Annotated in this window: 16 protein-coding genes; 7 read left to right on the top strand and 9 right to left on the bottom strand. The window is 46.0% G+C overall.

Annotation, left to right across the window (positions count from 1 at the left end):
* Window positions 1–176 precede the first annotated feature (176 nt).
* The 4 genes from RH949_RS30230 to RH949_RS30245 form a co-directional block, all read right to left on the bottom strand.
* Window positions 177–5,021 carry a CHAT domain-containing protein gene (locus RH949_RS30230; RefSeq protein WP_446358410.1) on the bottom strand — a complete coding sequence of 1,615 codons (4,845 nt, stop codon included), beginning with the start codon at window positions 5,019–5,021 and terminating at the stop codon, window positions 177–179.
* Between the two features lie 302 nt (window positions 5,022–5,323).
* A complete protein-coding gene (locus tag RH949_RS30235) occupies window positions 5,324–7,378 on the bottom strand; it encodes a hypothetical protein (protein WP_006103729.1) in 2,055 nt (684 codons plus the stop codon).
* A 289-nt stretch (window positions 7,379–7,667) separates the two neighbouring features.
* Window positions 7,668–8,567 carry an Hsp33 family molecular chaperone HslO gene (gene hslO, locus RH949_RS30240; RefSeq protein ID WP_006103782.1) on the bottom strand — a complete coding sequence of 300 codons (900 nt, stop codon included), beginning with the start codon at window positions 8,565–8,567 and terminating at the stop codon, window positions 7,668–7,670.
* A 39-nt stretch (window positions 8,568–8,606) separates the two neighbouring features.
* On the bottom strand, window positions 8,607–8,762 hold the full coding sequence (locus RH949_RS30245; RefSeq protein ID WP_446358413.1) for a hypothetical protein: 156 nt from the start codon (window positions 8,760–8,762) through the stop codon (window positions 8,607–8,609).
* A 5-nt stretch (window positions 8,763–8,767) separates the two neighbouring features.
* On the opposite strand from RH949_RS30245, the gene RH949_RS30250 reads away from it, so the two are divergent.
* Window positions 8,768–9,154: a hypothetical protein gene (locus tag RH949_RS30250; RefSeq protein WP_446358415.1), complete on the top strand. Its 387-nt coding sequence runs from the start codon at window positions 8,768–8,770 to the stop codon at window positions 9,152–9,154.
* Between the two features lie 189 nt (window positions 9,155–9,343).
* Here RH949_RS30250 and RH949_RS30255 read toward each other — a convergent pair whose 3' ends face one another.
* Window positions 9,344–10,054, bottom strand: coding sequence for a DUF1997 domain-containing protein (locus RH949_RS30255; protein ID WP_006103784.1), 711 nt, complete (start codon window positions 10,052–10,054; stop codon window positions 9,344–9,346).
* Between the two features lie 240 nt (window positions 10,055–10,294).
* On the opposite strand from RH949_RS30255, the gene RH949_RS30260 reads away from it, so the two are divergent.
* From RH949_RS30260 to RH949_RS30270, 3 genes are all read left to right on the top strand, one after another.
* On the top strand, window positions 10,295–10,954 hold the full coding sequence (locus tag RH949_RS30260; protein ID WP_006103868.1) for an SDR family oxidoreductase: 660 nt from the start codon (window positions 10,295–10,297) through the stop codon (window positions 10,952–10,954).
* Window positions 10,955–11,021: 67 nt separating this feature from the next.
* Window positions 11,022–11,657: a glycoside hydrolase family 24 protein gene (locus RH949_RS30265; protein ID WP_446358427.1), complete on the top strand. Its 636-nt coding sequence runs from the start codon at window positions 11,022–11,024 to the stop codon at window positions 11,655–11,657.
* 439 nt (window positions 11,658–12,096) lie between these two features.
* A complete protein-coding gene (locus RH949_RS30270) occupies window positions 12,097–12,387 on the top strand; it encodes an acylphosphatase (RefSeq protein ID WP_446358417.1) in 291 nt (96 codons plus the stop codon).
* Here the strand turns inward: RH949_RS30270 and RH949_RS30275 are convergent.
* From RH949_RS30275 to RH949_RS30290, 4 genes are all read right to left on the bottom strand, one after another.
* Entirely contained in the window at window positions 12,297–13,847 is a 1,551-nt protein-coding gene (locus tag RH949_RS30275) for a hypothetical protein (protein ID WP_446358419.1), read from the bottom strand. The two genes, RH949_RS30270 and RH949_RS30275, sit on opposite strands and share 91 nt — an antisense overlap.
* Window positions 13,848–14,399: 552 nt before the next feature.
* Window positions 14,400–15,047: a restriction endonuclease subunit R gene (locus RH949_RS30280; protein WP_446358421.1), complete on the bottom strand. Its 648-nt coding sequence runs from the start codon at window positions 15,045–15,047 to the stop codon at window positions 14,400–14,402.
* Between the two features lie 274 nt (window positions 15,048–15,321).
* Entirely contained in the window at window positions 15,322–15,891 is a 570-nt protein-coding gene (locus tag RH949_RS30285; RefSeq protein ID WP_446358429.1) for a Uma2 family endonuclease, read from the bottom strand.
* A 14-nt stretch (window positions 15,892–15,905) separates the two neighbouring features.
* Entirely contained in the window at window positions 15,906–19,268 is a 3,363-nt protein-coding gene (locus RH949_RS30290) for a helicase-related protein (protein ID WP_446358423.1), read from the bottom strand.
* Between the two features lie 132 nt (window positions 19,269–19,400).
* Here RH949_RS30290 and RH949_RS30295 point away from each other — a divergent pair, with 132 nt between their 5' ends.
* The 3 genes from RH949_RS30295 to RH949_RS30305 all read left to right on the top strand — a co-directional run bounded on the left by RH949_RS30295 (window position 19,401) and on the right by RH949_RS30305 (window position 24,576).
* A complete protein-coding gene (locus RH949_RS30295; protein WP_006103765.1) occupies window positions 19,401–20,930 on the top strand; it encodes a DNA phosphorothioation-associated putative methyltransferase in 1,530 nt (509 codons plus the stop codon).
* Between the two features lie 1,080 nt (window positions 20,931–22,010).
* On the top strand, window positions 22,011–23,702 hold the full coding sequence (locus RH949_RS30300; RefSeq protein ID WP_446358425.1) for an HD domain-containing phosphohydrolase: 1,692 nt from the start codon (window positions 22,011–22,013) through the stop codon (window positions 23,700–23,702).
* A gap of 646 nt (window positions 23,703–24,348) precedes the next feature.
* Entirely contained in the window at window positions 24,349–24,576 is a 228-nt protein-coding gene (locus RH949_RS30305) for a DUF2811 domain-containing protein (RefSeq protein ID WP_044209477.1), read from the top strand.
* Window positions 24,577–24,851 lie beyond the last annotated feature (275 nt).

Consider the following 24,851-nt stretch of genomic DNA (forward strand, 5'->3'; position numbering starts at 1 on the left):
TATGAAATTGTTCCCCTTCTCCCTTGATGGGAGAAGGGGTTAGGGGATGAGGGTGAAGTGGGGAGGGCGGGTTTTGTTGTTTCGTTATTGGTGACTAGCTGAATTGATTCCCTAAACCCGCCCCTACAATTGTCCCTAAACGCGCCCCTACAGTTAGATATTATCTCATCATCCATCTACCACGGACTCCCAATAATCGTAAATCCTGCCCAATAATAAGGATGGGATAACCGTTGATTTGCCCGACTTCCCAATCCAGGAAGTTCAACATCTAACCCTTCAATTCCGGTTAATTTCCCTCCTTCAAAATACACCTGTTCCCGTAACATCGCCAGTTGCGCTTGACGCAAGGCTTCGGCTTTAATCGTGATATCCGGTAGGCGTAATTGATTATAGAATCCACTCATTAAACTCAGCGTCGCTTCATCGCCCACATACCACAGACTAGCTACCGCCGACTTGACGCCAGTTTGTACCGCTAACCCGGCAAATCCTAATTCAGCCTCAATATTTCCCAGGGCGGTTTGACAGGCTGAGAGGACTAATAATTCGATAGGCGGCGGTAAATACCATTCGAGTTGGCGCACTTGATTGAGTCTCAGTTTTGTATCCCACAATTGAATATAGGAATTACTCGGATTACCATCATTAAATTTAGCATGGGTGGCGAGATGGATAATCTCAAAAGGTTGGCGGCGACTCTCGGTTTTCAGATTACTAAGGGTAAATTCTTCGTTGAGGAAGGATTCTCCTGTCCACAGGGTTTGGGTGATAATCTTTAATTCGGTGGCGACTGTGGGTAATGCCCCTAAATCCGCAAATTCAGTCGCGCCCATGGCGAGAATTTGGGCATCTTTAACGGGTTGATAACGGGTGTTGGTGAGGCTAAAACTGGGAATGGAACCAATGCTATAGTGTTCAATCAGAAATTGCTTGCCATCGTGTAACGCCGCCATAGGAAGTTGACGTAATCCGCCATCCATACAGAAGATAAGCGTATCAATATCTAAGGCGTCTAAGTCAGATTCTAGGGGGGCGATTAACCATTGATAAAGCTGTTGGGCGGCGGGGAGGTAGCCACGGGATTCGGTAATATCGGTAACCATCTCCTGAAATTCGCTGACTGTACTTTTCAGGGTGGTAATAGTAGAGGCGGGAACCAGTTTACGGATATAATTGTCTTCCGGTAAAACTAATACCAATTCCAATCCTTTTCCTTCCTTGAGATTACGGGCATAGATGACAACGGCACGTTTCCCGGTTTGCTGTTCGATGGTTTTCAGGGTTTCTCGTAAGCTTTCGGCGGTGACGTTGGCATTAGTTAAGTCTTCGCCAAAGTAGTCTTCAAATTCATCTTCAAAGAGTTGGTCAATTTCCGCGACAACATCATCTTGGGGCGTGGCGTCGAGTGGCGTAGGAGGATTGTTAACGTTTAGATTAATAGGTTGTTCGCCCGGAAATTCCCAGCTAATATTGTAGTTTCCGGTTTCTGGGTCTTGGTTAATCGTAGTAGCGGCGTCTAACGTATCCCCAACCCGAAAGGCTAACGACTCGATGGGATTTTGATCTAAGTTTAGCTTGGGTGTTGGTTCTGGCACAGGAATGGGCGTTGGCGGTAGAGGTATAGCGCCCAGAATCGATATAATTTGAATCCGATTCCTATCTCGTTTGTGGGTGAAGAAATAGTCTCTAGTGGGTTCAATTGTCTGTATCCCCGCGTCATCGCCTCTGGTAATCGCGGCTGCTGTGCCATTGATATCAGGATTACCGACAATAAAGGGAATATCACCGTCTCCGCCGTGGCGAATAATAATGGTTCCACCGTTGTCACCCCCAGCGACAGAAATACTGGCATTGATGTTATTTTGGTCGATGAAGGAGTCGGTGGCTTGGAAATAACTGGGGGTGGTAATATCGACATCTCCGCCTCTACCATTCCCCAGACTTTGGGCGTTAATTTGGCTGACTTTTATATTGCCACGGGCGTTGAGGGTAATATCACCGCCATCATTAAGGTTAGAGGAATCAAGAATACCTGTTTCAATTTGTCCGCTATTGCTGGTAAGGGAAATACCTGCGGGTGAGGTTAAATCTCCGGTTTTGATTTGTCCACGGGTACTGGTAAAGGAAATGCCTGTGGGTGAGGTGAGATTATCGGTAATAATGTTATTGATAGCTGTGATATTGACCCCGATTGGGTTGTCGGTAATATTGCCTTGAACGATTAAATTGTTGAGAGGGGTTGAGCCACCGATAATATCGTTAAATTCAATAATACCGTTTTCCGTTTCGAGAGTCAGGTTTTGAGTCCCATCAATGGTGTCGTGGAAGGTAATATCACCAGTACCGGATAGGGTGATGGAAATATCGTCAGCGAGGATAACTGAACCGTTGAAGATTAGGCTATTTTGATTGGTGGTAATATCGCCACTGAGAGTAATCGTGTTTGGTGCGGTGAGTTGGATTTCTCCACCTTGGTTTGTTTGAGAAATCGCGTCAATTTTAGCAGAGGTAATGCTATCTGCGGCGTTAAGGATAATATTACCCCCTGTTCCCAAACCCGAGGAGGTAATGAGTGCGCCTTGGCTGGTATCAATATTCCCATTTTCGCTAGTAATGGTAATGTTGCCACTATTGCCACTAAAACCACTCAAGAATGAGGTGATTTCACCTGTGGAAATATCGCGGGGGGCAAAAAGAGTTATATTCCCGCCATTTTCACCACCTGCGGCATTGAGAATACCTGCTGATGTATCAATAGCACCACCGCTGGTAAGTATGATATCTCCCCCATTGGCACTACCAGACGTATCAATACCAGCGGTTTTAATGTCGCCAGGAGCCTCAAGAGTAATGCTACCGCCATTCCCACTCTGAGAAAGAGTTGTTAGATTACCTGAACTGGTATCAATAGAGCCTTCTCTACTAATAATAGTAATTGTGCCGCCATTACCGATAGTGTTTTGGTTGGTATTAATTGAACCCACAGTAATATTGGTGTGAGCAGAGAGAGTGACATCTCCAGGATTATCACCGCTATTTGAGGCATTTAGAGATCCACCATCATCGTTATTAATCTCTATCGCTCCTTCTTTGCTGATGATGGTAATGTTGCCACTATCACCTACAGCTGTTACGTTTGGAGTTCCTCCAGCAAAACTCTCTATACAAAAAGAGTTAGGGCAATCAATGGTGATATCACCTGTAGCCATAAGTTTGATATTACCACCGCCGTTGTTTGAGAAAGAAGCTGGACCGCTCCCTATTAAGGTTATACTGCCGCCAGCTTCTATAGTAATATCGCTATTTTTTCCCTCAACAGATGTAATTATATTACTGATTCTTCCTGTTGAAATAATATCGCCTCCTGCCTTCAGTTTTATTTCACCTGTATTATTCTCAAAAACGTTGGCTGAAATGGAACCTGTGAAAATGTTGCCTACAGCCTCAAAAATCACGGTACGTGGAGCGCCTCCTGCTGTTTGATTTTGGTTAATATTTTCTACCTGAATGTTTCCTCCTGAGCGTAAAATTAATGCTCGAAAGTTTGCCAAAATAAATTCATCTGTATTGGGGATAGCACCTGCAAAATTTTCGTCTCTACCATTGATATCAACATCTCCATTAAATATAATATTTCCCGTTCCTGAAGTTGTATCTACCTTAAGGGATGCCCCTGTATATCCCCCAGAAATATAGTCACCAGGCTGAGTAAAAATTGGATCATTTAAACTAACAAAATCAGCAGGTTCTCCTGATAAGTCTAGAATAGAGACGTTATTCCCACTGCTAAAATGAGCATCCCCTGAAATAATCCCATTACTGACTAAGCTGAGATTTCCGCCACTCACAAACGGTGTCTCTTGATGATTCAGCGCCCAAATGTCAATCCCTTGATTCCCCTGAATATACAAATTCCCACCCGCCTGTGCCATAAACGGATACGCTAGATTATCCCGCGCAATAACCGTATTTCCAGCTAAAAGAGTTAAATCTCCTGTTGTTACCAAAGAGGGCGCACGTCTGTGCGCCCCTACGGGAACTAACATTAAATTATTAGACGCCGATAATGTTGCGGTTTGGGCTGTTATACTGTTGGCGATCGCGTCTCCATTTCCGATGCTGAATTCTGTATCGGTTACCTGTACTGTTTCCTCTGAAACTGTTAACCCTGTCTCCCCTGTTTCACCACTCCCCGTCAGCAAGGTTGCCAAATCCAATGGCGCAACCGGAAGCAACATCCCCTTATTATCCCGTGGCGGTGCTATTTCCAAACTCAATAACTGTCCCGGTTGACTAATCCTGACCAAACTTTCCCCCGGAACCGCCGCAACTGTAATATTTCCTCCCGGTGCAGCCAATTCCCCGGTGCTGATAACAGTACCCCCCAGTAGCGTTAAATTATGCCCTTCAGTTACCGCCAAATTCCCCGCATTAATCACGCTTCCCGGTTGCGCCAAATCAAAAGCAAAACCACTGGGATTTCCGACTAAATCCTGATACTCATTCCCGCCAAATGCATTAAACCAATTCCCCTCGCCAAAACCAATCCCTGTGGCTGTCGTTGCTGTAAAATCTGCTGGGACATTCAACCACGCATTTTCCCCAAACACAATCCCCGCCGGATTCATCAGAAATAAATTAGAATTACCTCCCGTTACCTGAATCAACCCGTTAATAATCGAAGCGTCACCGCCAACCACCCGCCCGAAAATATTCCTAATCTTAGGATTCGATAAAAAGTTAGCAATTTGACCCGCATCTAATCCAAAGTCCTCAAAACTATGAAATAAATTCGCTTCATCCCTTGACAAACGACCCCCCGTAATATCCAGTTGAGTCCCATTCGGTGTCACCACCGTTCCCGTCTCATCAGCCGCCGGAGTAATCGGTTGTGCATTCAGGGATGCTGGGGATAAAATAACCCCAGTGCCAAGGATTGCCCCTACCAGAGAACAAGACGCGATCGCACGCCAACGCCCTAGACTCTGCCATTCCCTACCCGATTTGGTTTGAGGCATTTGTCCCATTGCACCCACCCCCAATATCAGTATTTTTATCTACCTCTAATTAATATTCTAAGTAGTTGGACAAAAGAAAACAGCACGCTCCGACAAGTTTTGTAAATAGTCCTCAAACCCTTACAAAGGACGTAGCTTGCTTCTCAAGGGAGCGAGTTCTCCACCGTTCACTTTAATTGTGTCCACCTACTTAGGATCTGCTGAATAAGTCGGAATTTACCTAGTTCGGAAGCCCCGCAATTTCTTGCTCTAACTCTTTCTTGGTTTTTTCATGCTTTCTTGCGCCCAGAATATTAAACCGCTTAATTATTATCCAGAGGCAATTCATGTTCTGGTGGTTCGAGTGGAGGTTGAGCATCTGTACCTGAAGGAACCACCACAAGCGGAGGAGGCGGTTCTAAAATCTTTTGCCACCCTTGAATTTGCACCTGAGCCGCATTGTAGGCTTCGGTTCCCGAAGGAATCATTTTAGCCAGTCGAATCGCTTCAGTTAAGCTAAGAGCGGCTCGATCTTGAGCTAGAGCCAACAGTTGATAACTCCAGCGATTAACCGCCGAGACTGCATCACCTCTAACTTTGGCGGAACTGGGAACTTGTCTGGCTAAACGAATTGCCTCCACAATGGCGTCGGGGGTACCGGGAGTGGCAGCTTGATAGGCTTGTTGTAAGCGCTGTTGTCCCAAAACTTCTGTTTTCCAGCCCTTAACGAGGCTTTGCGCTTCCCCATAGAGTACCCGTCCGGATTTGATTTGTTCCGCCGCCGCGATCGCAGCCGAAAGATTGCCGGAATTGGCAAGGGTACGAGCTTGATCAAGATAGGGTTGGTCTTCTAGGCGTTGAACCGTGCGCGTCCAGTCTTTGATCTTACTCTGTGCTTCTGAGTAAAGAGCGCGATTGGGGGCAATCCGACGGGCTTCTTGGATGGCTTCTCGTAAGGATTGGACTCCGCCAAAGCTGGCAAGTTGGGTGGCGCGATCGAGATAGGGCTGATCTTCTATGGTTTGGATCTGACGAGTCCATTGGCTAATCTCCGCCCTCGCTTCCTGGTAGCGGGGATTACGGTTGGGAATCAGTTTGGCTTCTGCGATCGCGATCTGCAAATCACTCGCTAGCCCCGAACTGGCAAACGTCCGCGCCCGTTCCAGTCGAGCCACGTCCTCAATTTCCCGTTGCCATCGATCAATTAATTCCTGACCTTCATCATATAGAGGACGATCAGTACCCAATTTCTGCGCCGAGGCGATCGCGATTTCCAAATCCCCAATGCTTCCCGATTCAGCCAGGGATATGGCATTGGCTAAGTCAATCAAATCTGCCTTAACGTCTGGTAATTTCACGCTAGCGGGTAACTTATTGGCAATATCTAACACCCCTTGCCAGTTCCGTTGTTCTAAGCGGCTTGTCGCTAGTTTGAGTAATTTATTCCCACTCTCAGCAATTAAATCTTGAGCTTCTTTGTAGGCAAAACTCTTGGGCGTGATTTTCTCGGCAGCTTCAATCGCCTTTAAAATATCATCGACTCGACCACTTTTACTGAGCTTATAAGCTTCATCCAGCTTCTGACTATCGTCTCGTCCAATTTGAATCAGATCCACGAGTTCGTTGTACTTGACAGCTGCCCAATACTGATTATCTATCGTTGTCAGCTTGACCGCTTCGCGAAATGCTAATGTCCAATTAGACTGTCTCAGCTGTTCCTCGGCTTGTTCATAAATCCCTGAAGCCTTTTTCCACAGCGTTTCCCATGCCTTAATTTGTTCTTTGACTAGCGTAAACGCCGGAACATCTCTAGGAATCCGGTTGGCAATCTCAATCGCTTCCTCTAGCTGACCGGCTTGAAACTTTTCTTCGCCAATGGCTAAAATCTCGACTGACCACTCTTCGATATGGCGATTAATTTCCGGGCGCAAGGGGTGGTCTTTCGGTAAAGCATCGATGAGTGCGATCGCTTCTAACAAATCCTTGGTAGTGCGTTTATTTGCCGCAAGCTGGGCGCAATAGATACGTACCGATGCCGAAGCCGTGGGCCAAAAAATTGAGGGACAATTTGGCACGGCTGGTAGCTTCAGCAAAAGGGCAACAGAGGCAAATCCCATCCCCCCTGAAACCACCATAATCACCACTACCCAAAATGCCCAACCGAATGTAAAGCGTCGTTTTGGTTCTTTCGGCTGTTGAGGAGAGGGTGGGGCTGGCTTCGTCGTCACTGGTTGGGGAGTGGCTTGACGATGAGAGGTTGAATGTCCGACCCGATGAGGATCAACAGCATTCCTCTGGTGTTGCCAATCCTGGCTCCAACTGGGTTGGGAAGACCGAGTAGCATACCAATGATCGGGCATTTTTCGATTTTTAGTCATAACTCACTCCACCACTCGCTAAGCCTAATGCTGTGGGTTTTATAGCACCCTCAGTTGTTGCAATACTACTCTCGTTAGACAGAAAACGCTATATTCTCCCTGAGACTTGATCGGGAATGGGAGCTAGGACAATTGCCGTTAAGATGAGAATGATTGCTCTTATATCTAATCACTAACGCCATACCTCCCAGGGAGAAAACTACCCAAATTGGTGTTCATTCTATAAAGGCAGACTAGAGCCAATCCACTCTCACCTTTCCCATTCCCAATTCCCCTAACTCAATCTCGATTAAACGGACTCAGCTTTTAAATCCTGAATCAGTTGAGCCAGTTCATCGCCACTCGCTTGGTAAACTTCCCCACAGAAGTGGCAAGTTGCTTCAGCGCCTTCGTCTTTTTCAATCATATCCCGAAGTTCGGCTTCACCTAGCATCTTCAGCGCTCCTAAAACGCGATCAAACGAGCAACCGCAGTCAAACCGTACCATTTGGATTTCGGGCAGAATTACCAAGCCCAAATCACCCAAAATCTGTTCAAAGATAGCCGGTAACGTTTTACCTTCCTGCAACAGGGGTGTGAATCCGGATAGCTTGGCGATGCGAGATTCCAAAATCTGCACTAAAGACTCGTCTCTAGCTGCTTTCGGTAAGATTTGGATTAATAGCCCTCCCGATGCAGTTACGCCATCAGCGCCGACAAATACACCCACAATCAGTGCTGATGGGGTTTGTTCAGATGTGAGCAGGTAATGAGCAATGTCATCGCCAATTTCTCCCGACACCAGTTCTACTGTACTGGAATAGGGATAGCCATATCCCACATCCCGGATCACATAAAGATAACCGTCACGCCCAACTGCACCGCCAACATCGAGTTTGCCAGATTCGTTGGGCGGTAGTTCAATAGCAGGGTTATCCACATACCCTCTAACCGTACCATCTAAGCCCGCATCAACCAAAATTCCGCCCAAGGGACCCTTTCCCTTGACCCGAATATTCACCCTTGACCCTTCCCGCTTCATATTAGACGCCAACAATAAGCCAGATGACATTGTGCGCCCTAGGGCAGCCGTTGCCACATAGGAGAGCTGATGGCGCCGGCGGGCTTCTTCGGTGAGGCGCGTGGTAATCACACCGACGGCTCGGATACCCCCTTCTGCTGCTGTGGCGCGAATTAACTGATCAGCCATGTATCAACCTTACACTTCTTTACATACTCCCTTTTTATTTTAGGTTGGGTCGTTGGCATAAAGCGCGATCGCACCGTTGATAGTCGGCGATGGATTCGCGAGTGTACCTTCCCTGGCGACAACGATTAAAAGGATTAATATAATGTGATATCGAGAGTCACACTCTTGAGCAACAGACCTATTGTTTTTGGACACAGATTATGTTGGGAACCTTTCAACAAAGTCACCTCCGCATTGAACTCGAAGCCCCCCATACTGTTATCCGAGACAGTCTGCTGCATTCAGAGAAGCTGCGCCAATGGTTACCGACTCAGCGCATTTCCCCTGGATTACCAGAACAACTCAATCCCGGAGTAACCTTTACCAGTTGGATTGGTCCGGTTGCTATCCAACATCAGGTAGAGGTAGCGGAGTCTTACGGGTTACGACTGCTGTTGAGCCAGGGAATCGATGGCTATCACGAATGGTGTTGGGGTGAAGGATGGGTACAGTCTCGTTTAGAAGGGGTGTCTATGTTGCCGTTAAATATGGGTCAAACCTTGAGTTTGCTAAGGCTACGAGAATTTATTGCTACCCAGCGGGGATGAGGGAACTGGGGGAGCTGGGGAAGCATGTAGAGACGTAGCATGCTACGTCTGGGAGCTGGGGGAGCTGGAGGAAATTATGTAGGGGTGGGTTTCACTACTATCTTTTCGGTTACACCCAGATGTAACTAAACCCGCCCCGACTGTACGAATGACAAATGACAAATGACGAATGACGAATGACGAACCGACTCAGCGTCGCTTTAATTTTTTGGGGATCGCGATATTCATCCGGTTGTGAAAGTCTTCCTGTACTTTGTGACTCAAGCGGCGAGACACTTGGCGGACGATTTGCTGCAACAGGCGATCGCCTGTACTCTGAATCAAAGACTGGGGTAACTTGTGGATAAACTTAGGAAACCGTACACCAACGCTTAAATCAAGCTCCCACTCGATACGGGTAATGGTGGGGGGAAGTTCTAGTCCCTTAAGCTGTTGCTCAGAAAAATACTCGTGAGTTGGAATCGGCACAAACCCTTGAGTCGCCTGAAAGTCAACCTCATAACCAGGAGGATTGTAACCGGGGACGGGGATCGTCTGAATTTTATAGATCCCATCCTGGCGCGGAAGTAGTTCTAGCCCAATTTTTGGCTCAACTTCGTAGCCGAATGACCCAAAACGCCCAATCGCTAAAGCATAACCATTGGCTCCAATCGGTTCAGCCTTCATCGGCTGGGCACAGTCACGAAACCATTCTTGGTGAGTATCCAGATAAGCCGTTACTCGTTCCGGTTCGGCATACATCTCTACACCATTTTGGAAGTGACCGTAAAACTGAGTCAACTCAGGCGCTAATTGGCATGATTGGGACTCGTCTCTCTCAGGCTCGGTAAAAGTGGATTGGGTATCTAGATGCACTGGCTCGATTGTGATGGGTTGCTGGTTAAGGAATTGGGACTGCATAATTGCTCCACGGTGTCAGTTAGGGTTGGTGCCTATTGCTAGGATGCCCACTGGCGATTGTTCATTCTCTCTTTCATCTTCACGAATTTACGGTATAAATCTGCACATCTGGTAAAACTTCATTGATAATTTATAGAATTGACAAGAGAATGTTAAGGAATCGAATCCAAAAATACTGGCTCTTTACAGCATAACTTGTGTATCTTGCCATCAACTCTCACTGTTGAAGGAAATTTCTAGATGAAAGCATTGGTCGCCGGAGCGACAGGTCAAACAGGACGCCGAATCGTCAATGAACTGGTCAAACGCAATATCCCCGTTCGCGCTTTGGTGCGTAACTTGGAGAAAGGGCAGGAAATTTTACCCCCTGAAGCCGAGTTAGTCGTTGGGGATGTATTGAAGCCTGAGAGTCTCAGCGCTGCTGTGGGAGATAGCACCGTGGTTTTTTGTGCCACAGGTGCTACACCCAGCTTCAATCCCCTAGAACCCTACCAAGTAGACTATGAGGGGACGAAGAACCTGATCGATATTGCCAAAGCTAAAAATATTGAGCATTTTGTCATGGTTTCCTCACTTTGCGTCTCTCAACTTTTACATCCCCTAAATCTGTTTTGGTTAATTTTGGTGTGGAAAAAGCAGGCTGAGGAGTACCTCCAGAAAAGTGGCTTAACCTATACCATTGTCCGACCTGGGGGGCTGAAAAACGAAGATACGCCTGATTCTGTGGTCATGTCATCAGCAGATACACTGTTTGATGGGAGTATCCCCCGCACGAAAGTGGCACAGGTTTGCGTCGAGGCGCTCTTTCAAGACGAGGCACGTAATAAGATTGTAGAAGTGATTGCCCGTCCAGAAGCGAGCGATCGCAGTTGGCAAGAACTATTCGCCAATGTTGCCTAATCCAACCGTAGAGACGTTCCATGCAGCGTCTCTACCGTCTATGGGAGCGAATTTTAAGCCTTATGTTATGAAACGTCTAATTAAATGGATTAATATCCTTATTTTAATGATCCTATTCCTCGAACTGCGTGAAGAATTTCAACGAGGGGAATGGAGTTTTAATGATCCCAGAGGTGAAAAGGGGACTCAACCGTTAGTCATGCGAGGTGGTGATCCTTATATTCGGGCGCTGATGCGAACAATTTCCGCAAGTGAGGCAAATGTGTCTCAACCTTATTCGGTACTGTATGGAGGAGAACATGTCTGGAATTTGAGTGATCATCCTAATCGCTGTGTACCGATTGTCGCAGGTCCTAATGTGGGTAATTGTACCACCGCCGCCGGACGATATCAGTTTATTAACACGACTTGGTATAACAAAGCCAGACGTTATCATCCTCAGCCTTGGCAACTATTTTGGTGGAGTAACTATAGCTTTGAGCCACAATATCAGGATGCGGTTGTTTATGCTTGGCTGAGTGATAATCAAGCGTGGGGAATGGATATTTCCCAACAATTGCGCCAAGGTAAAGTGGATCAAGTATTGCGACGATTGTCGGGAACCTGGACAAGTCTGGGTTATGGTATTGAAACGAATTCGATGACTCGATACTTGCCAGGAATATATCAGCGAATTCTTCAGGAAGAATTACAACAAAGATGAACAAAAGCAAAGGATAAATGTTAAATTTATAAATCATAAGTCAATTGTAGGGGCGGGTTTAGTCACAATTGTAGGGGCGGGTTTAGGAACTACAGTCAGCTATTGCTGAAATAACTGAACAACAAAACCCGCCCTAGCTCACCGATAAGTGTTATAGCAACCGCCATGGCTGTTAGGACACATCATTTATGTAGAGACGTTGCATGCAACGTCTCTACAATGGTGCCGAACGTCCTAATCGATATGTCTATTGCTATATATGATTTTCTTCTGCAATCTGTCTTCTAAGCTGTTATGCATTTAAATTGGGTATTAGTAGCGAGCAAGATGCTCGCACTACATACAAGGATTTTGCCATTATTGACATTAAGGTTTAAATGCCGAATAGCTTACCTTATGCCTTGTTTTTCTGTAAGTATTCAACCGAAGTTAAAATAAAATGCCGAATCAATCACAGGAACAAATCCGCGCCCACGTTTTCATTTCTGGACAAGTTCAAGGCGTTGGCTATCGTTTTTCAACCGTCAGTGAAGCCCATCGATGGGGTGTAACTGGTTGGGTGCGAAATTTGTCAGATGGTCGAGTAGAAGCGGTATTTGAAGGAAATAAATCAGGAGTTGAGGAAATGATTAATTGGTGTCATAAGGGTCCTTCTGCTGCTGTGGTGAAAGATGTGGCGGTGGAGTATGAAGAACCGGAAGGTTTGAGCGGATTTGAGACAAGGCGGTGACTGTTCGTTGTTTGGAAAATAGAGATCATATTGTATTGTAGGGGCGCAAGGCTTGCGCCCTTTTCCATGTACCTTACCCGATTTGGAAATAATATATTTAACCACGCTTTAAGGCGCCGATCGCCTTTTAACTTGATTGTGCCGATAACTGCCGTGTAGACTGAGATAAGCGTCTTCATCGCAGCAACGAGGAACGCCCCAGAACCGCAAGCCGGGTCAAGGAGTGATAGATTAGGAAGGATATCCTGGATTAAGCGATCGCACAACGGGGAGTCAAGCTTAATCAGGAGTTCGTTGATATCCGCAAACCCTTCTCCTGGGTTGGAGACAGATGGGGAGGAATCCCCTAGAATAGTCGCATTCACCCGATCTAGAATAAGCTTATTAATCGTGCGATCGCATAAATACTCGGTAATCTCCGGGCGGGTATAATACGCCCCAAACGCCTTCTGGTTAATATACTTCTCAAAGATATACCCCAACACATCTGGGTTAATCTCATCATCCTTACCCCCTGGCGTATCATCCAGATTCCAGGAATAGCGAGAAAACAAATCCAAAATCTGCTCAAACGCCTCATCCGCGATATCAATATGCGGATACTCTTGCTCAATCCGATGCTTAAGAAATAATCCCCCATTTAAATAGTTTACCCGCCCAATTAACCGTTGCACCTCCGGTTCCCGTTCAAATTCCGGTTTAGCAAAGCCTTCAAAAAATAGCGCCTGGAGAAACTCACTAAAAAAGCGGTTCTCTCCCCGTTGCTTACTCTCGGCTAACTTATTATGCAGATAATCGAAATCGCCATTATCAATAAACCCCTTCTTCTGCAAAAAGTAAACAAACATTAAGCGATTCAGAATAACTGACGTATACCAGCGACAGTCAGCCTCCCTATCAATTCCTCGAATAAACGCCAAAAACTCCTGATGTTGTTCCTGAAACGCCTGATAAAACTTCTTCGTCACCCGTTCAATATCAAACGCACCTTGTAGCCGTTGGGCGACTTCAACCACCGAAGGTTCACTATCTTCCAGATGGGAAATATCAATTACCAACCCACCCAGCTTACTTAAAAACAAATCTCCCGGTTGACCCTTCACATATAAATGATCCCGCACATAACGCTTAGACTCCTCCCGCTTCACCCAATACCACAGACTGCGGCTGCGTTCTTCGTCCACAAAAATCAACAAATTTTCGGCAATTTTTTCGGTCAACTCTTGATGAATCGCCACCCGATGTTTTGCCTCTGGAATCCTACCATCCTCTCCCATCACTTCAAACACCACCACCCCAGACGCTTCCGCAATCCGGTAATACTGATACCTTTTCTCCTCAATCTCCAAAGATACCGCTTTCTTCGTGGAGGGTTGATTCCAGCCCAACTCTTCAATAAATAACTCCTGAAACTGGAAATCATAGAGTAAATCACGGGTGCGTTTGAAATTGAGGGGCATAACTCCTATCTCCTAAAAATCAGATAAGTTCGTAGTTGCGCTGTCTTCGCCCTAAACACCGAAGCGCTAACCACTAACGTGACACATTTTGGCATAGGGGCGCACGCTCCGTCATTGGTGTTGATGTCAACTTAAGCTCAACCCCTCTCCCCCAGCCCCTCTCCCACACCGGGGAGAGGGGAGCTCACAAGGGTAGGTTTTTTAAGATTGGGGTTTAGGTAAGACTTGGAAGATAAGTAGACCAGTAGACAAGGAAGATATTCAACGAAAAATAGGGCGTTTCGGCTTTTTATAGTTAGCTTGACCGAACCTAATTCTGTACGGTTTTACCCCATTGTCTTCTTTCCTTCCTTGCCCTCCAAGTCTAGTCCCAACCCTAAAATAAAAAACCTACACCTGTCAGGGAGGGGGGTGAGGGCGGTTCCCCTTCTCCCCAGGGCCGGAGTTGGGGTTAGGGGATGAGGGGAAAAATGTCGAGGAGTAGATAGACACAGCTTAAACCCTTGCCAGTATTGGTTTCACCTTAAGTTGACACGGATGATGTGCCACTATCTATTCCAAATTAGCAGAAATAGATAGATAAATCAGTTTCTTTAAAATTTTGAGGACATCACCCAAACCATTTTGGCGATTGCCAATTCCAAACAAATCAGACATAGCATACAGAGGGGTAGTGTCTTTGACAACTTTCAGGAAAAGAAAACTTCCCCCAGTCGTAATCATGCCAAAACTCGGTTGTGCTGAATTAGGGTTCCCTAGCATATAGGCGAGAATTTGCGCTAATCCAGCCTCTACAGAGAAATTAGCTTGTTTGGATTCAATCACCATCACCCAAAGTTTGTCTTTGAGAATCAAGGTGTCAAGATTCCCTTTAACAATAATTCCGCGTTCTTCGTCTTGAGCAGAGATTTGGACAGTACTCTCGGCTCTTAAATTCCAAGGCGATAGATAAAATTGTCCGATAAATAATAACGGGGAGACAACGGCGAGGTTGATAGGTTTTTCGAGTAAAGGGGGTTGTTTTAGTAAATTGAAATAGCCCGAACGAACTTGTTCTAAAAGTTGGTTTTGCCAGTCGGTAAGTTCAGGTAAATCACCATGCCATTCTGGGAAGAACTGTTCATCCTCAACTCGCTGAAGCTGGAAGTGAGTTTCTAATTGTCCTAGCGTGACATCTTTAGCTTGAATTGTTTGCACCATATTCTCAGGAAAAGATACGGGTTTGTAAGTTGTAGGGGCGCACGTCGGTCATTGGTGTCAACTTAAGCTAAACCCCTCACCCCCAGCCCCTCTCCCACGCCGGGGAGAGGGGAGTAAGAGAGTCTGGTTCCCCTTCTCCCCACGGTCCGGAGTTGGGGTTAGGGGATGAGGGGGAAAATGTTGAGGAGTAGATAGACACGGTTTAAAACCTTGCCAGCATTGGTTTTCTACCTTAAGTTGACACGGGCGCACGTCGGTGCGCCCCTACGCAATTTTAATCCAAATTCAACCAACTAAATACATCTGCCACCGTAAGCTGCCAATCGCCTAAATTATCCAGAATGGGTAAACTATCTGCCTCATACTTGACAACAGGTAACTGATTCGGTTGAAATACCATAACCGATTCATCATCCGGTTCAATAAACCACCCTAGCTTTGTCCCATGATTTAAACAGAACAGGATATTATCAATCACCCGACTAGGGGATTGGTCAGGAGAGAGAATTTCAATCGTCCAATCTGGGGCAATTTTAAATTTATTCTCAATCCGGTTATTGGCTTTACGTGGAATACGCTCCCAGGTAAAAACTGATACATCGGGAACAATCGAACGTCCACCGAAGGTACAGCGTAATTCGGGAAAGGCATAGGCTAACTTCTCGGGTATCGCTACTTGATTAATGGCAGTGACTAAACTACCTTGTAAAACACTATGTTCTCCTTGAGGCATGGGCTTTTGGTGAATTTGACCGTTGACATATTCCCTGGCTGGCTTGGTTTCCGGTTGTGCCAAAAACTCGGCGAGGGTTAACTGGGTTTCTGGAATAGTGAGTGATGTCATCATGATTTCCTATTTTATCCTTTAAATAATCCTAACGAACAAATAATTTCTGGGTCTTGAGTTCTCCCTTCCTCCTGAACAAAACACAAACGGTCATCTAAATATAGTGCCACAACTAACTCAGCAAATGCCGGGTCATCCATGCCACTTTTTAATGACCGATTCAATCGGTCAACGGCTGACTGTCGCAAGGGATAACGGTAAATTTGGTCAATTGCCTTATGTAAATCTGATGTCGCTAATAACGGCATCTCTTTCACATAACGTTTCAGCCGTGTATAAGTCCGAAATCTTGCCCCCGATGGACGCCCCAATTGACCCCCCGTACTTTTCTCCTCTTCTGCAATTAATTCCGCCCCCTTTTGCACTAAATTATGATGGTCAGGATGACGGTTAATTGCCTGAGTTTCCGGTTCGCAACGCGCCATTCTCAGAATCTCAAACTGAGACTGGGTAACACTTTTACCCTGCTTATTGATCCAAGCTAAAGCATCATTGCCTTCACCCGTTTTCATATACAGCAATACGCCCTCCGGTTGACGGGTTGTCGGGAGATGCTTACGGGTGGAATAGACGACATTTGCCAAGGTTTCAATCTTCTTTTTCAGCGTGGGATTATTCTGGGTCGCATTCTGCCAAATTTGATAGGCTTCCGAGGTCAAATCTACTTCGTTATCTTCATCGCCATCCAGAATTCCCGCTTTTTCGTGATACAAATCTAATAGCGTCTGTTCATTGGTATCTTCTTCAAAAAACGCCTCATCTGTCCCCACCACTTCCGCATTTTCTTGCAATCGTTGACGTAACCGTTCTCGGAGTCGAATAATCCGTTCTACTCCCGCTGCTGGTAAAAACGAATAACAAAGAATTTTCGCCGCATTTTGACCAATTCGGTCTACTCGTCCCGCCCGTTGAATCAGGCGAATAATTGCCCAAGGTAAGTCATAATTGACAATAATGGCGCAGTCTTGCAGGTTTAACCCTTCACTGAGAACATCGGTAGCAATTAAAACCCGTAATTCCTCCTCAGAGGAGACGGACTTATCATTACTTACCGGACTAAAACGCCACGCGATTTCAGCCGGGTTAGCAGAATTCCCGGTAACCCCTGCAATCTTATCAATTCCCCGTTGCTGGAGTTGGTTAGTCAGATAATGTACCGTATCCGCAAACTGACTAAAAATCAATACCTTTTCTTGGGGATGAACCTGAGTGAGTAGCTGAACTAACGCCGCCAATTTAGTATCTTGATTTGCATCCCATTCCCCACATTGATTCAGCAGACTGATTAAGGCTTTCCCATCAGCAAGTAAATCTTTTTTCAGCGACGCCTTAAATAACTGAGAACGCAACCACTTAAACCGCCCCTGATACCGAGTCGCATAGTCATGATAAATTAGCGCCGCCCGTTGGCGATAGTCTATCTCGGTTTGAGATAATAACTCTTCCCCGGTGACTTCTTCCTCCTCATCAGAATCCAGCAGCATTCCCGCCACCGAATCCATATCCTCATCATTGGTGCGAGTATCCAGCAGCGCCGCCGCTTGGGAACCAATGGGTAACGGTAAGCCTTGTGCGATCGCGTGCAAGAAAATATAATTGCGTAAGATATGGCGGTCAATGGATTGCAGGAATGCTACCCCACCACTTTCTAAGCGTTTAAATAAGTTGGTGCGACAAAATCCCATCAATCGTTTCCCAGCGCGAGATAACCCTTTAAGCTGTACTGCTTCTGCTGCGGTTAAGGATTTCCCCTTAGCTGACTTTTCTGATATCGCATAATTCCCCAACCCATATCGAGGCAAATTTAGGGAATTCAACAGATTAACCATCTCCTCTGAATAAAGCGCCCCATAAGGATCATTCCCCGCACCCAAACTAAACCGAATCGTCTGGGGTTGGCGCCGGGGAAAATATGCCCGTCTCCCATCGGGAAACTTGAGGTATTTTCCTCCTTGTTCATCATCTTCCGTATAATTTTCCTGAATAAAACTGCGCGTTCGACGCACCATATACAGCCGCATCAATTCTCGCCAATCATCTGGATACTCACTCTTTTCAAACGCCGCTAATGAACGCACGGGGGCTTGATGTTTGCGGCTAAATTCGATTTCTCCGCCCAACTCACTCAACAGTTTTTCCGGACGAATCCCTAAATCTTGATCATCATGAACAAATAAACGCAGTTGATTCGATAAATCCAAATAAGTTTTATTATAAGGCGTCGCCGTCAACAGAATACAGCGACTCTCATTCAGGGCAATATATTCCTGAATTGCCCGATAACGTTTCCCCTCTCGGTTCCGCAAATTATGACTCTCATCAATTAATACCACCCGATAACGGCGTTCATTGGGTAACTCTATCTGTACCCGACTTAAGGACAAAACCTTTGCCCGTAACCCGTAGCGGTGAACATAGTCCTGCCACATTGTCACCAAGTTTTTGGGACAGATAATCAGAGTTTCCAGGAAAAAATCCTCCTCCAAAATCTTCGCTAACGCCGAAGCAATCAAGGTTTTTCCCAACCCGACAACATCTCCCACCAATACCCCACCCCGACGGTTTAAATGACGGGCAGCAATTTGTACAGCAGCTTTTTGAAAGTCAAATAACTGATGGCGAAACTCACGCGGAATCTGATATTCCGATAATCCCGCCCGGGCTTCCTGAGATAAATGATAGGCAATTTTCAAATAAATATAGTAAGGCGGAATCAGTTTATCCCTTGCCCAACTCTGATCAATAATTTCCGCCAAATCCTGGGAAATATCAATACACCAGCGGTCATCCCAACGCTGATCAAACCAGAGTTGTAGCTTCTGACAAGCATCATGGTCTAAAATATCAACATTTAACTCGCCCTGGTATTGTAGCCCCGATAACGTCAGATTACTGCTACCCAAAAAGCCAATCGTGGGATTATTAATATCCTGGCGATGAATCAGATACAATTTGGCATGAAGCGGATATCTCAGAAATAATTTAACAATCAGTTTCTGGGCTTTAAGTTGCTGACTCAATCGGCGTAAGCCCGCTTCATCCTCATTCGTGGGTGCGCCCCAAGTTAATTGTTCACAAAAGTCTTGGGCAATCTGTTTTCTATAGCGAATAATCGTGCTATTGTCAATCCCTCTATCCTCACACCCCAACGCCAACGCCGAATGCACATCATCTTTCGGTAAGCGCTGCATCCCAATTAACAGCCGACAACAAGCGCCTTCGCCACCGCCAAACTGTTCAATCGTATCATCAATTTTACGCCACCCTCTCAGATTAAAATAGCCGACACAAAAATCAGCCCGTTGGGAAATTCTCAGGGTATCCCGTAATGTCGGTAATAGCGATTTTTCTATGTTGTCAAAGATGCGTGGCATTTGTCATTCGTCATTTTCAGGATTATAACTCAGCACCTGGGCAGTAATTGCTAGTTGATTATCAGGCATTAACCAAACGCCTATTTTGGGTTGTTCTGTAGTATATTAATCAAAAAGCTCGCTGACTCAGCTATGGTTGCTCCTATCCCAGACGGTACTGAAATCGAGCGTCACAGGGCTGCAATAGTCCGCACCAACTTGTCCAAGCCTGTGCGACTAGCCCTAGAAAGTGCAATTCTGACTAAAGATACTTCCTTTTTTGACTACGGCTGTGGTCGTGGTAGTGACATCAACCGTCTGCGTCGGCAAGATTATACCTGTACAGGTTGGGACCCCTACTACCATGGCGGCAATTCCCTCGTCCCCTCTGATATCGTTAACCTAGGCTACGTAATCAACGTGATTGAAAAGCCAGGAGAACGTCGCCAAGCCTTACTAAAAGCCTGGGAACTCACCCAAAAGGTGCTGATTGTCTCTGCCCAAGTTTTAATTGATGACCGTAGTTCTGGGCAAATTGCTTATGGTGATGGTATTGTCACCCGCCGGAATACGTTTCAGAAATACTACGAACAAGAAGAACTCAAAGCCTACATTGACCAAGTATTAGGGGTTGATGCTATTCCCGTTGACTTGGGCATCTATTTTATATTCCGAGATTCCACTCAAGCCGAAAGCTTCCGGGCATCCCGCTTCCGTTCTCGTACCATTACCCCCAGAATCCGCGTTAGCGTGAAGCGGTTCGAGGACTACAAAGATATGCTTGCCCCTCTGATGGCATTTATCACCGAACGGGGACGCCTTCCCAGTCCCCTGGAACTCGCCAATACCGAAGAAATCCTGGAAGAATTCGGCACCCTACGCCGTGCCTTTAAGGTTATTTTACAAGTGACTGAGCAAAACGAATGGGATGCGATCGCAGATAAACGTCGCCATGATTTCCTCGTCTATCTCGCCTTGGCTAAATTCAATGGTCGCCCCAAGTTTGGTCAATTAGATCCCTTAGTCCAAAATGATATTAGAGCCTTTTTTGGTAACTATCAACAAGCCTGTGCTGCGGCTGACTTAATCCTCTTGAGTGTGGGCAATCCCGGCTTAATTGCCAATTGCTGCAAGCGCTCTCCAGTGGGAAAACTTCTCCCCAGCGCCCTCTACGTCCACGTTTCGGCACTCGAAGCCCTCGAAGCGCCACTCCGACTCTACGAAGGATGCGCCAGCCGGACTGTTGGTCGCCTAGAGGGGGCAACCTTAGTCAAGTTTCATATTAATCAACCTAAAATATCCTACCTGTTCTATCCCAATTTCGACACTGAACCCCATCCAGAACTACACACAAGCATGAACATTGACTTGCAGGATTTACAGGTTACCTATCGCCATTACGATGCCTCCAGAAATCCCCCTGTCTTACACCGTAAAGAAACCTTCGTCACTCCAGATTATCCCCTGTACGAAAAATTTGCCAAACTCACTCGTCAGGAAGAAGACTGGGGACTACTGGATAATACCCAAACTATCGGTACGCGCCAAGGCTGGCAACAATGCCTAATCGACAATTGCGCCCAACTCCAAGGGCATCGTGTCATCTGGCGCAAAGATGCTGATCCTTACCGCCTTAAACTACGCCAAGCGGCACACCGTCAACGGACGAAACGCCAGGTTTAAGGGAAGCTGGGGGAGCTGGGGGAGCTGGGGGAGAACAATACTATTGCCCATTGCCTATTGCCTAGCGCGTAGCGCTATACGTGTTCATTTAAGCTATCAAGAACGTCATAACCTTTAGGCGGAAGGGATAAAGAAAACCCCTGGCAGTCGGAGAATACCACCAGGGATTGCCATCTACAACTGAGAGCTTGCATTTTTTCGTTGCCTTTATACGATAACGATTTTGGGAAACCAACAGAATCCGGGAAATTAAGGAGTTATCAAACTGGACTTGGACAAAGATCCCAGAATTTACGGATCTCATTTAGTCGGTGAAACCAGTAGGCTCTAGATTGAGACCGAAAAATACATTGGGAGTTTGATACCCCTGGCAGTTTAACCACTGACCAGGGGATTTTCTTTTGGGTTGATTGTCCATATCATGTCCGCCTAAACAGTAATTATTTCCTTCTGCCTTCTGCCTTGTTTCCACCAAAGTGTAAGTATTCAACCGGACTTAATCTCAAGGGTGGTTAACAATTTTGCCTAAATGTCCGGAGTTTTTGCCAGAACCATTGAATAAGGGTATTAAGCGGCATTTTATTGATGCCGATGACTGAGTATGCGGAGCCATCAACTACCCCGCCCATAGCCTAGCTATGGAGGTTAGCGACATAAGCATTTAATAGATAATAATATTTATCCATTATGTTTATTGTCTGGTTAATTATTTGAGGTTTAATCGTTGCCTAAACAATTAAAAATAGAATCAAATTTAATTTGACAGAATTTTTTATCAATTAATTTAAAATACACCTAAAAAATAATGCCATTCTCCAATGACACTATACAGAAACAAGGTAAATTTTTCTTTATCCAGAGAAAAACAAAGCGGCGCTTTATCAAAAAAATACAATATTTGGCGGATTCCTTTGGTAAATTTAGTGGGTATACTAGATCTTTGATACTTTCATTCAATTTAATATTTGAATAGAGAAGAATCTATCCCTATCAAAGGAGTAATCCAATGCTTTGCGGGTCAAGGAATTGAAATCACGAAAAGCCCTTAAAATGTGATCCTTTATATCTGTGGAAAAACTTATGAAAGTAGCGCCAATCCATATCTCAAACCTTGAGAATCAAGAGTTTTTACAAGAATCCTCTGAAAGGGTAGAACTGATAGAGCAGTTACTGGCAATTGGTACAGCCCTTTCAAGTAGTAATGATTTGGAGGAATTACTCCGACTAATTTTATCCAAAAGCAGGGAAATTACGTTTAGTGATGCAGGTAGTCTGTATCTGATCGATCACACTCAGGCGGAGCCGAAATTGTTATTTAAGGTGGCACAGAATGACTCGCTACCCAACAAGCCATTCAACGAGTTCGTAATGCCTCTCAACCGTAAAAGTTTGGCGGGGTACGTCGCGCTAACGGGTGAAAGTTTAAAGTTGGCAGATGCGTATAAATTGCCTGCCAATGTGCCTTATGCCCTTGACCGCAGTTTTGACACGAACATGCCCTATCGGACTTGTTCGGTATTAGTTTTGCCGATGCAAAAACCAGACGGGGAAATTATTGGCGTATTACAACTGATTAATCGCAAGCGCCGCCCTGATGTCATGCTCACACCCAAAAACGCTGTGGACGTGACCCAGCCCTATTCAGACTGGGAAGAGCGGATTGTGCGATCGCTGGCGTCTCAGGCGGCGATTTCCATTGAACGCCATCATCTTCAAGAAAGTATCGAAAATCTGTTTGAGGGCTTTGTCAGAGCCTCTGTGCAAATTATTGAGACACGCGACCCGACAACCTCTGGTCACTCGGAACGGGTGGCAGAACTCACCGTGCGACTCTGTGAAGAAACATCGGCAATCACCAAGGGTTCTCTGAGTTCCGTGTATTTGAACGATCGCCAAATCCGAGAACTTCGCTATGCGGCATTATTACATGACTTTGGCAAAGTGGGTGTCCCAGAAGCCATTTTGGGCAAGCGCAAGAAACTCTATCCCTCACAGCTAGAGGTGATTCTCCATCGCTTTGCCCTAGCGCAGCGCACTCTGGAAATGGAATGCGCTCACAACAAGTTCAAGTATTTACTCGAACATCCTGACCATCGCCATGACAATAACACCTCCACTTCGAGCTGTTCTCACTGCCAAAAACTGGAACAGCTTGATACCCAACTGGCTCAAGCCATTGAAACAATCAAGCATTATCGGGAATTTGTGCAACAACTCAATGAGCCAGAAGTACTGCTGACTCGCGATTTTCAGGCATTTACAGAGGAAACATTAACTCAACTGACCGCCCTGTCCCAATACACCTATCGAGATGTGGATGGTCAAATCAAACCCCTGATTACCAAGGCTGAGATGGTTCAATTGCTTGTGCCAAAAGGGAATTTAACCCCCGAAGAGCGTCTGGGCATTGAGTCGCATGTTACTCACACTTACCATTTTCTCCAACGCATTCCCTGGACAAAGCACCTCAAAAATGTTCCGATAATTGCGTTTGGGCATCACGAGAAACTAGATGGTAGTGGTTACCCCAGGGGCTTAAAGCAAGATGAAATTCCCATCCAAACCCAAATGCTCACCGTTGCCGATATCTATGACGCTCTCACCGCCAGCGATCGCCCCTACAAGCGGCGGCTACCCCTGGAAACAGCACTGAAAATCCTTCGCCAAGAAGCCACCAAAAATAAAATTAACGGCGACTTAGTGGAGTTATTTGAGCAACGCCAGGTTTTTCGGGTTTTGGGTCATTCCCTCAACATTGACTCTGTGGCTTGACCCCTGGAAATTCCAGAGAGGTGCTCTGAAGCAGGGGAAGCAAGGGCAACAAGACCCGCCAGTAGAGACGCGCCATGGCGCGTCTCTACCAAATGATGCTGTGGGGACTGGATCGACGCCCTAAAGCTGATCCGAGTAGTATTGATCCGTCCCCGATCAAACAATTTGCAATTCTTATCTTTTCACCTAGTTTTCCCCACTAGATTCCCCAGTGTTTCCACATGAAATTTCCAAGTTTTCCACAAATTACATCAGGTTTTCCACAGGGATGAACGGCGGGATCGAGCCTATCCCCTCATGTTGGGGATTTTCCCCATCAAGGATATGGAGGCGATACTAGACTGAATTTGTGTAAACTTGTGTAACGAAAATCGGATTCAAAGGCTGATTCTATCGTTAGCATTTTGGCGATTTGAGTGACCTTGTAATATTTCGTATCATTGACAACCCCACCCCATCTCAGTTGAGAATAGTGCGACCTACCCATAAAAAAAACTTGAGACAAGCAAAAGCAACAAGAGCAGTGGGTGCTGTGTCTAAGTCTATTTGCCGCTAGGTTTTAGCTACATTAGCCGATTTCCACAGACATGTAGAGAGCGAGCAAGGTGGCTTTTGTCCCAACACGCTATTCGATAGAGAGGTAACTATGAACGCAACCGTCAGCATTTTGGCAGAAATCCCTGAAGACCTACACGAGTCCCTCAAACGCTACTTAGAAACCCATCCCACTTGGGATCAAGATCGGGTGTTTGCCGCAGCGCTATCGCTGTTTTTGCTCCAAAATGGGAGTGGTAAGACAGCCGAAGCCTCCCAGACCTATCGGGCTTGCGCTCGTGTCTACCTAGAATCCCTATTTCAGTCTCCTCCTGCCTGAGTGAAGTAGTGAGATAGGAGAACAGGGGGAGCAGTGTAGAGACGTGCCATGGCACGTCTGGGAGCTGGGGAGGAATAAGCTGTTCCCTGTTCCCTGTTCCCTGTTCCCTAACAAATGACAAATGACGAATGACAGTTTAGCTCTGTTCGCCGGAAGCCCCACACCATACCTGTACTTCGACAGGCTCAGTAACAACCCAGGTTGGTGTCGGGATGGATAGGCGGGTCATTGTCGGTACAGAAATGACCAATAAATTAATCGGGTGAGTGTTGATT

The organism is Coleofasciculus sp. A1-SPW-01 (genome assembly GCF_040217205.1).
Lineage (GTDB): Bacteria > Cyanobacteriota > Cyanobacteriia > Cyanobacteriales > Coleofasciculaceae > Coleofasciculus > Coleofasciculus chthonoplastes_A.

What these genes read in the sequence shown, in the direction of transcription:
- RH949_RS30230 (WP_446358410.1), bottom strand. Translation starts at nt 5,021, where the DNA reads ATGCCTCAAACCAAATCGGGTAGGGAATGGCAGAGTCTAGGGCGTTGG.
- RH949_RS30235 (WP_006103729.1), bottom strand. Translation starts at nt 7,378, where the DNA reads ATGACTAAAAATCGAAAAATGCCCGATCATTGGTATGCTACTCGGTCT.
- hslO (WP_006103782.1), bottom strand. Translation starts at nt 8,567, where the DNA reads ATGGCTGATCAGTTAATTCGCGCCACAGCAGCAGAAGGGGGTATCCGA.
- RH949_RS30250 (WP_446358415.1), top strand. Translation starts at nt 8,768, where the DNA reads ATGTTGGGAACCTTTCAACAAAGTCACCTCCGCATTGAACTCGAAGCC.
- RH949_RS30255 (WP_006103784.1), bottom strand. Translation starts at nt 10,054, where the DNA reads ATGCAGTCCCAATTCCTTAACCAGCAACCCATCACAATCGAGCCAGTG.
- RH949_RS30260 (WP_006103868.1), top strand. Translation starts at nt 10,295, where the DNA reads ATGAAAGCATTGGTCGCCGGAGCGACAGGTCAAACAGGACGCCGAATC.
- RH949_RS30265 (WP_446358427.1), top strand. Translation starts at nt 11,022, where the DNA reads ATGAAACGTCTAATTAAATGGATTAATATCCTTATTTTAATGATCCTA.
- RH949_RS30270 (WP_446358417.1), top strand. Translation starts at nt 12,097, where the DNA reads ATGCCGAATCAATCACAGGAACAAATCCGCGCCCACGTTTTCATTTCT.
- RH949_RS30275 (WP_446358419.1), bottom strand. Translation starts at nt 13,847, where the DNA reads ATGCCCCTCAATTTCAAACGCACCCGTGATTTACTCTATGATTTCCAG.
- RH949_RS30280 (WP_446358421.1), bottom strand. Translation starts at nt 15,047, where the DNA reads ATGGTGCAAACAATTCAAGCTAAAGATGTCACGCTAGGACAATTAGAA.
- RH949_RS30285 (WP_446358429.1), bottom strand. Translation starts at nt 15,891, where the DNA reads ATGACATCACTCACTATTCCAGAAACCCAGTTAACCCTCGCCGAGTTT.
- RH949_RS30290 (WP_446358423.1), bottom strand. Translation starts at nt 19,268, where the DNA reads ATGCCACGCATCTTTGACAACATAGAAAAATCGCTATTACCGACATTA.
- RH949_RS30295 (WP_006103765.1), top strand. Translation starts at nt 19,401, where the DNA reads ATGGTTGCTCCTATCCCAGACGGTACTGAAATCGAGCGTCACAGGGCT.
- RH949_RS30300 (WP_446358425.1), top strand. Translation starts at nt 22,011, where the DNA reads ATGAAAGTAGCGCCAATCCATATCTCAAACCTTGAGAATCAAGAGTTT.
- RH949_RS30305 (WP_044209477.1), top strand. Translation starts at nt 24,349, where the DNA reads ATGAACGCAACCGTCAGCATTTTGGCAGAAATCCCTGAAGACCTACAC.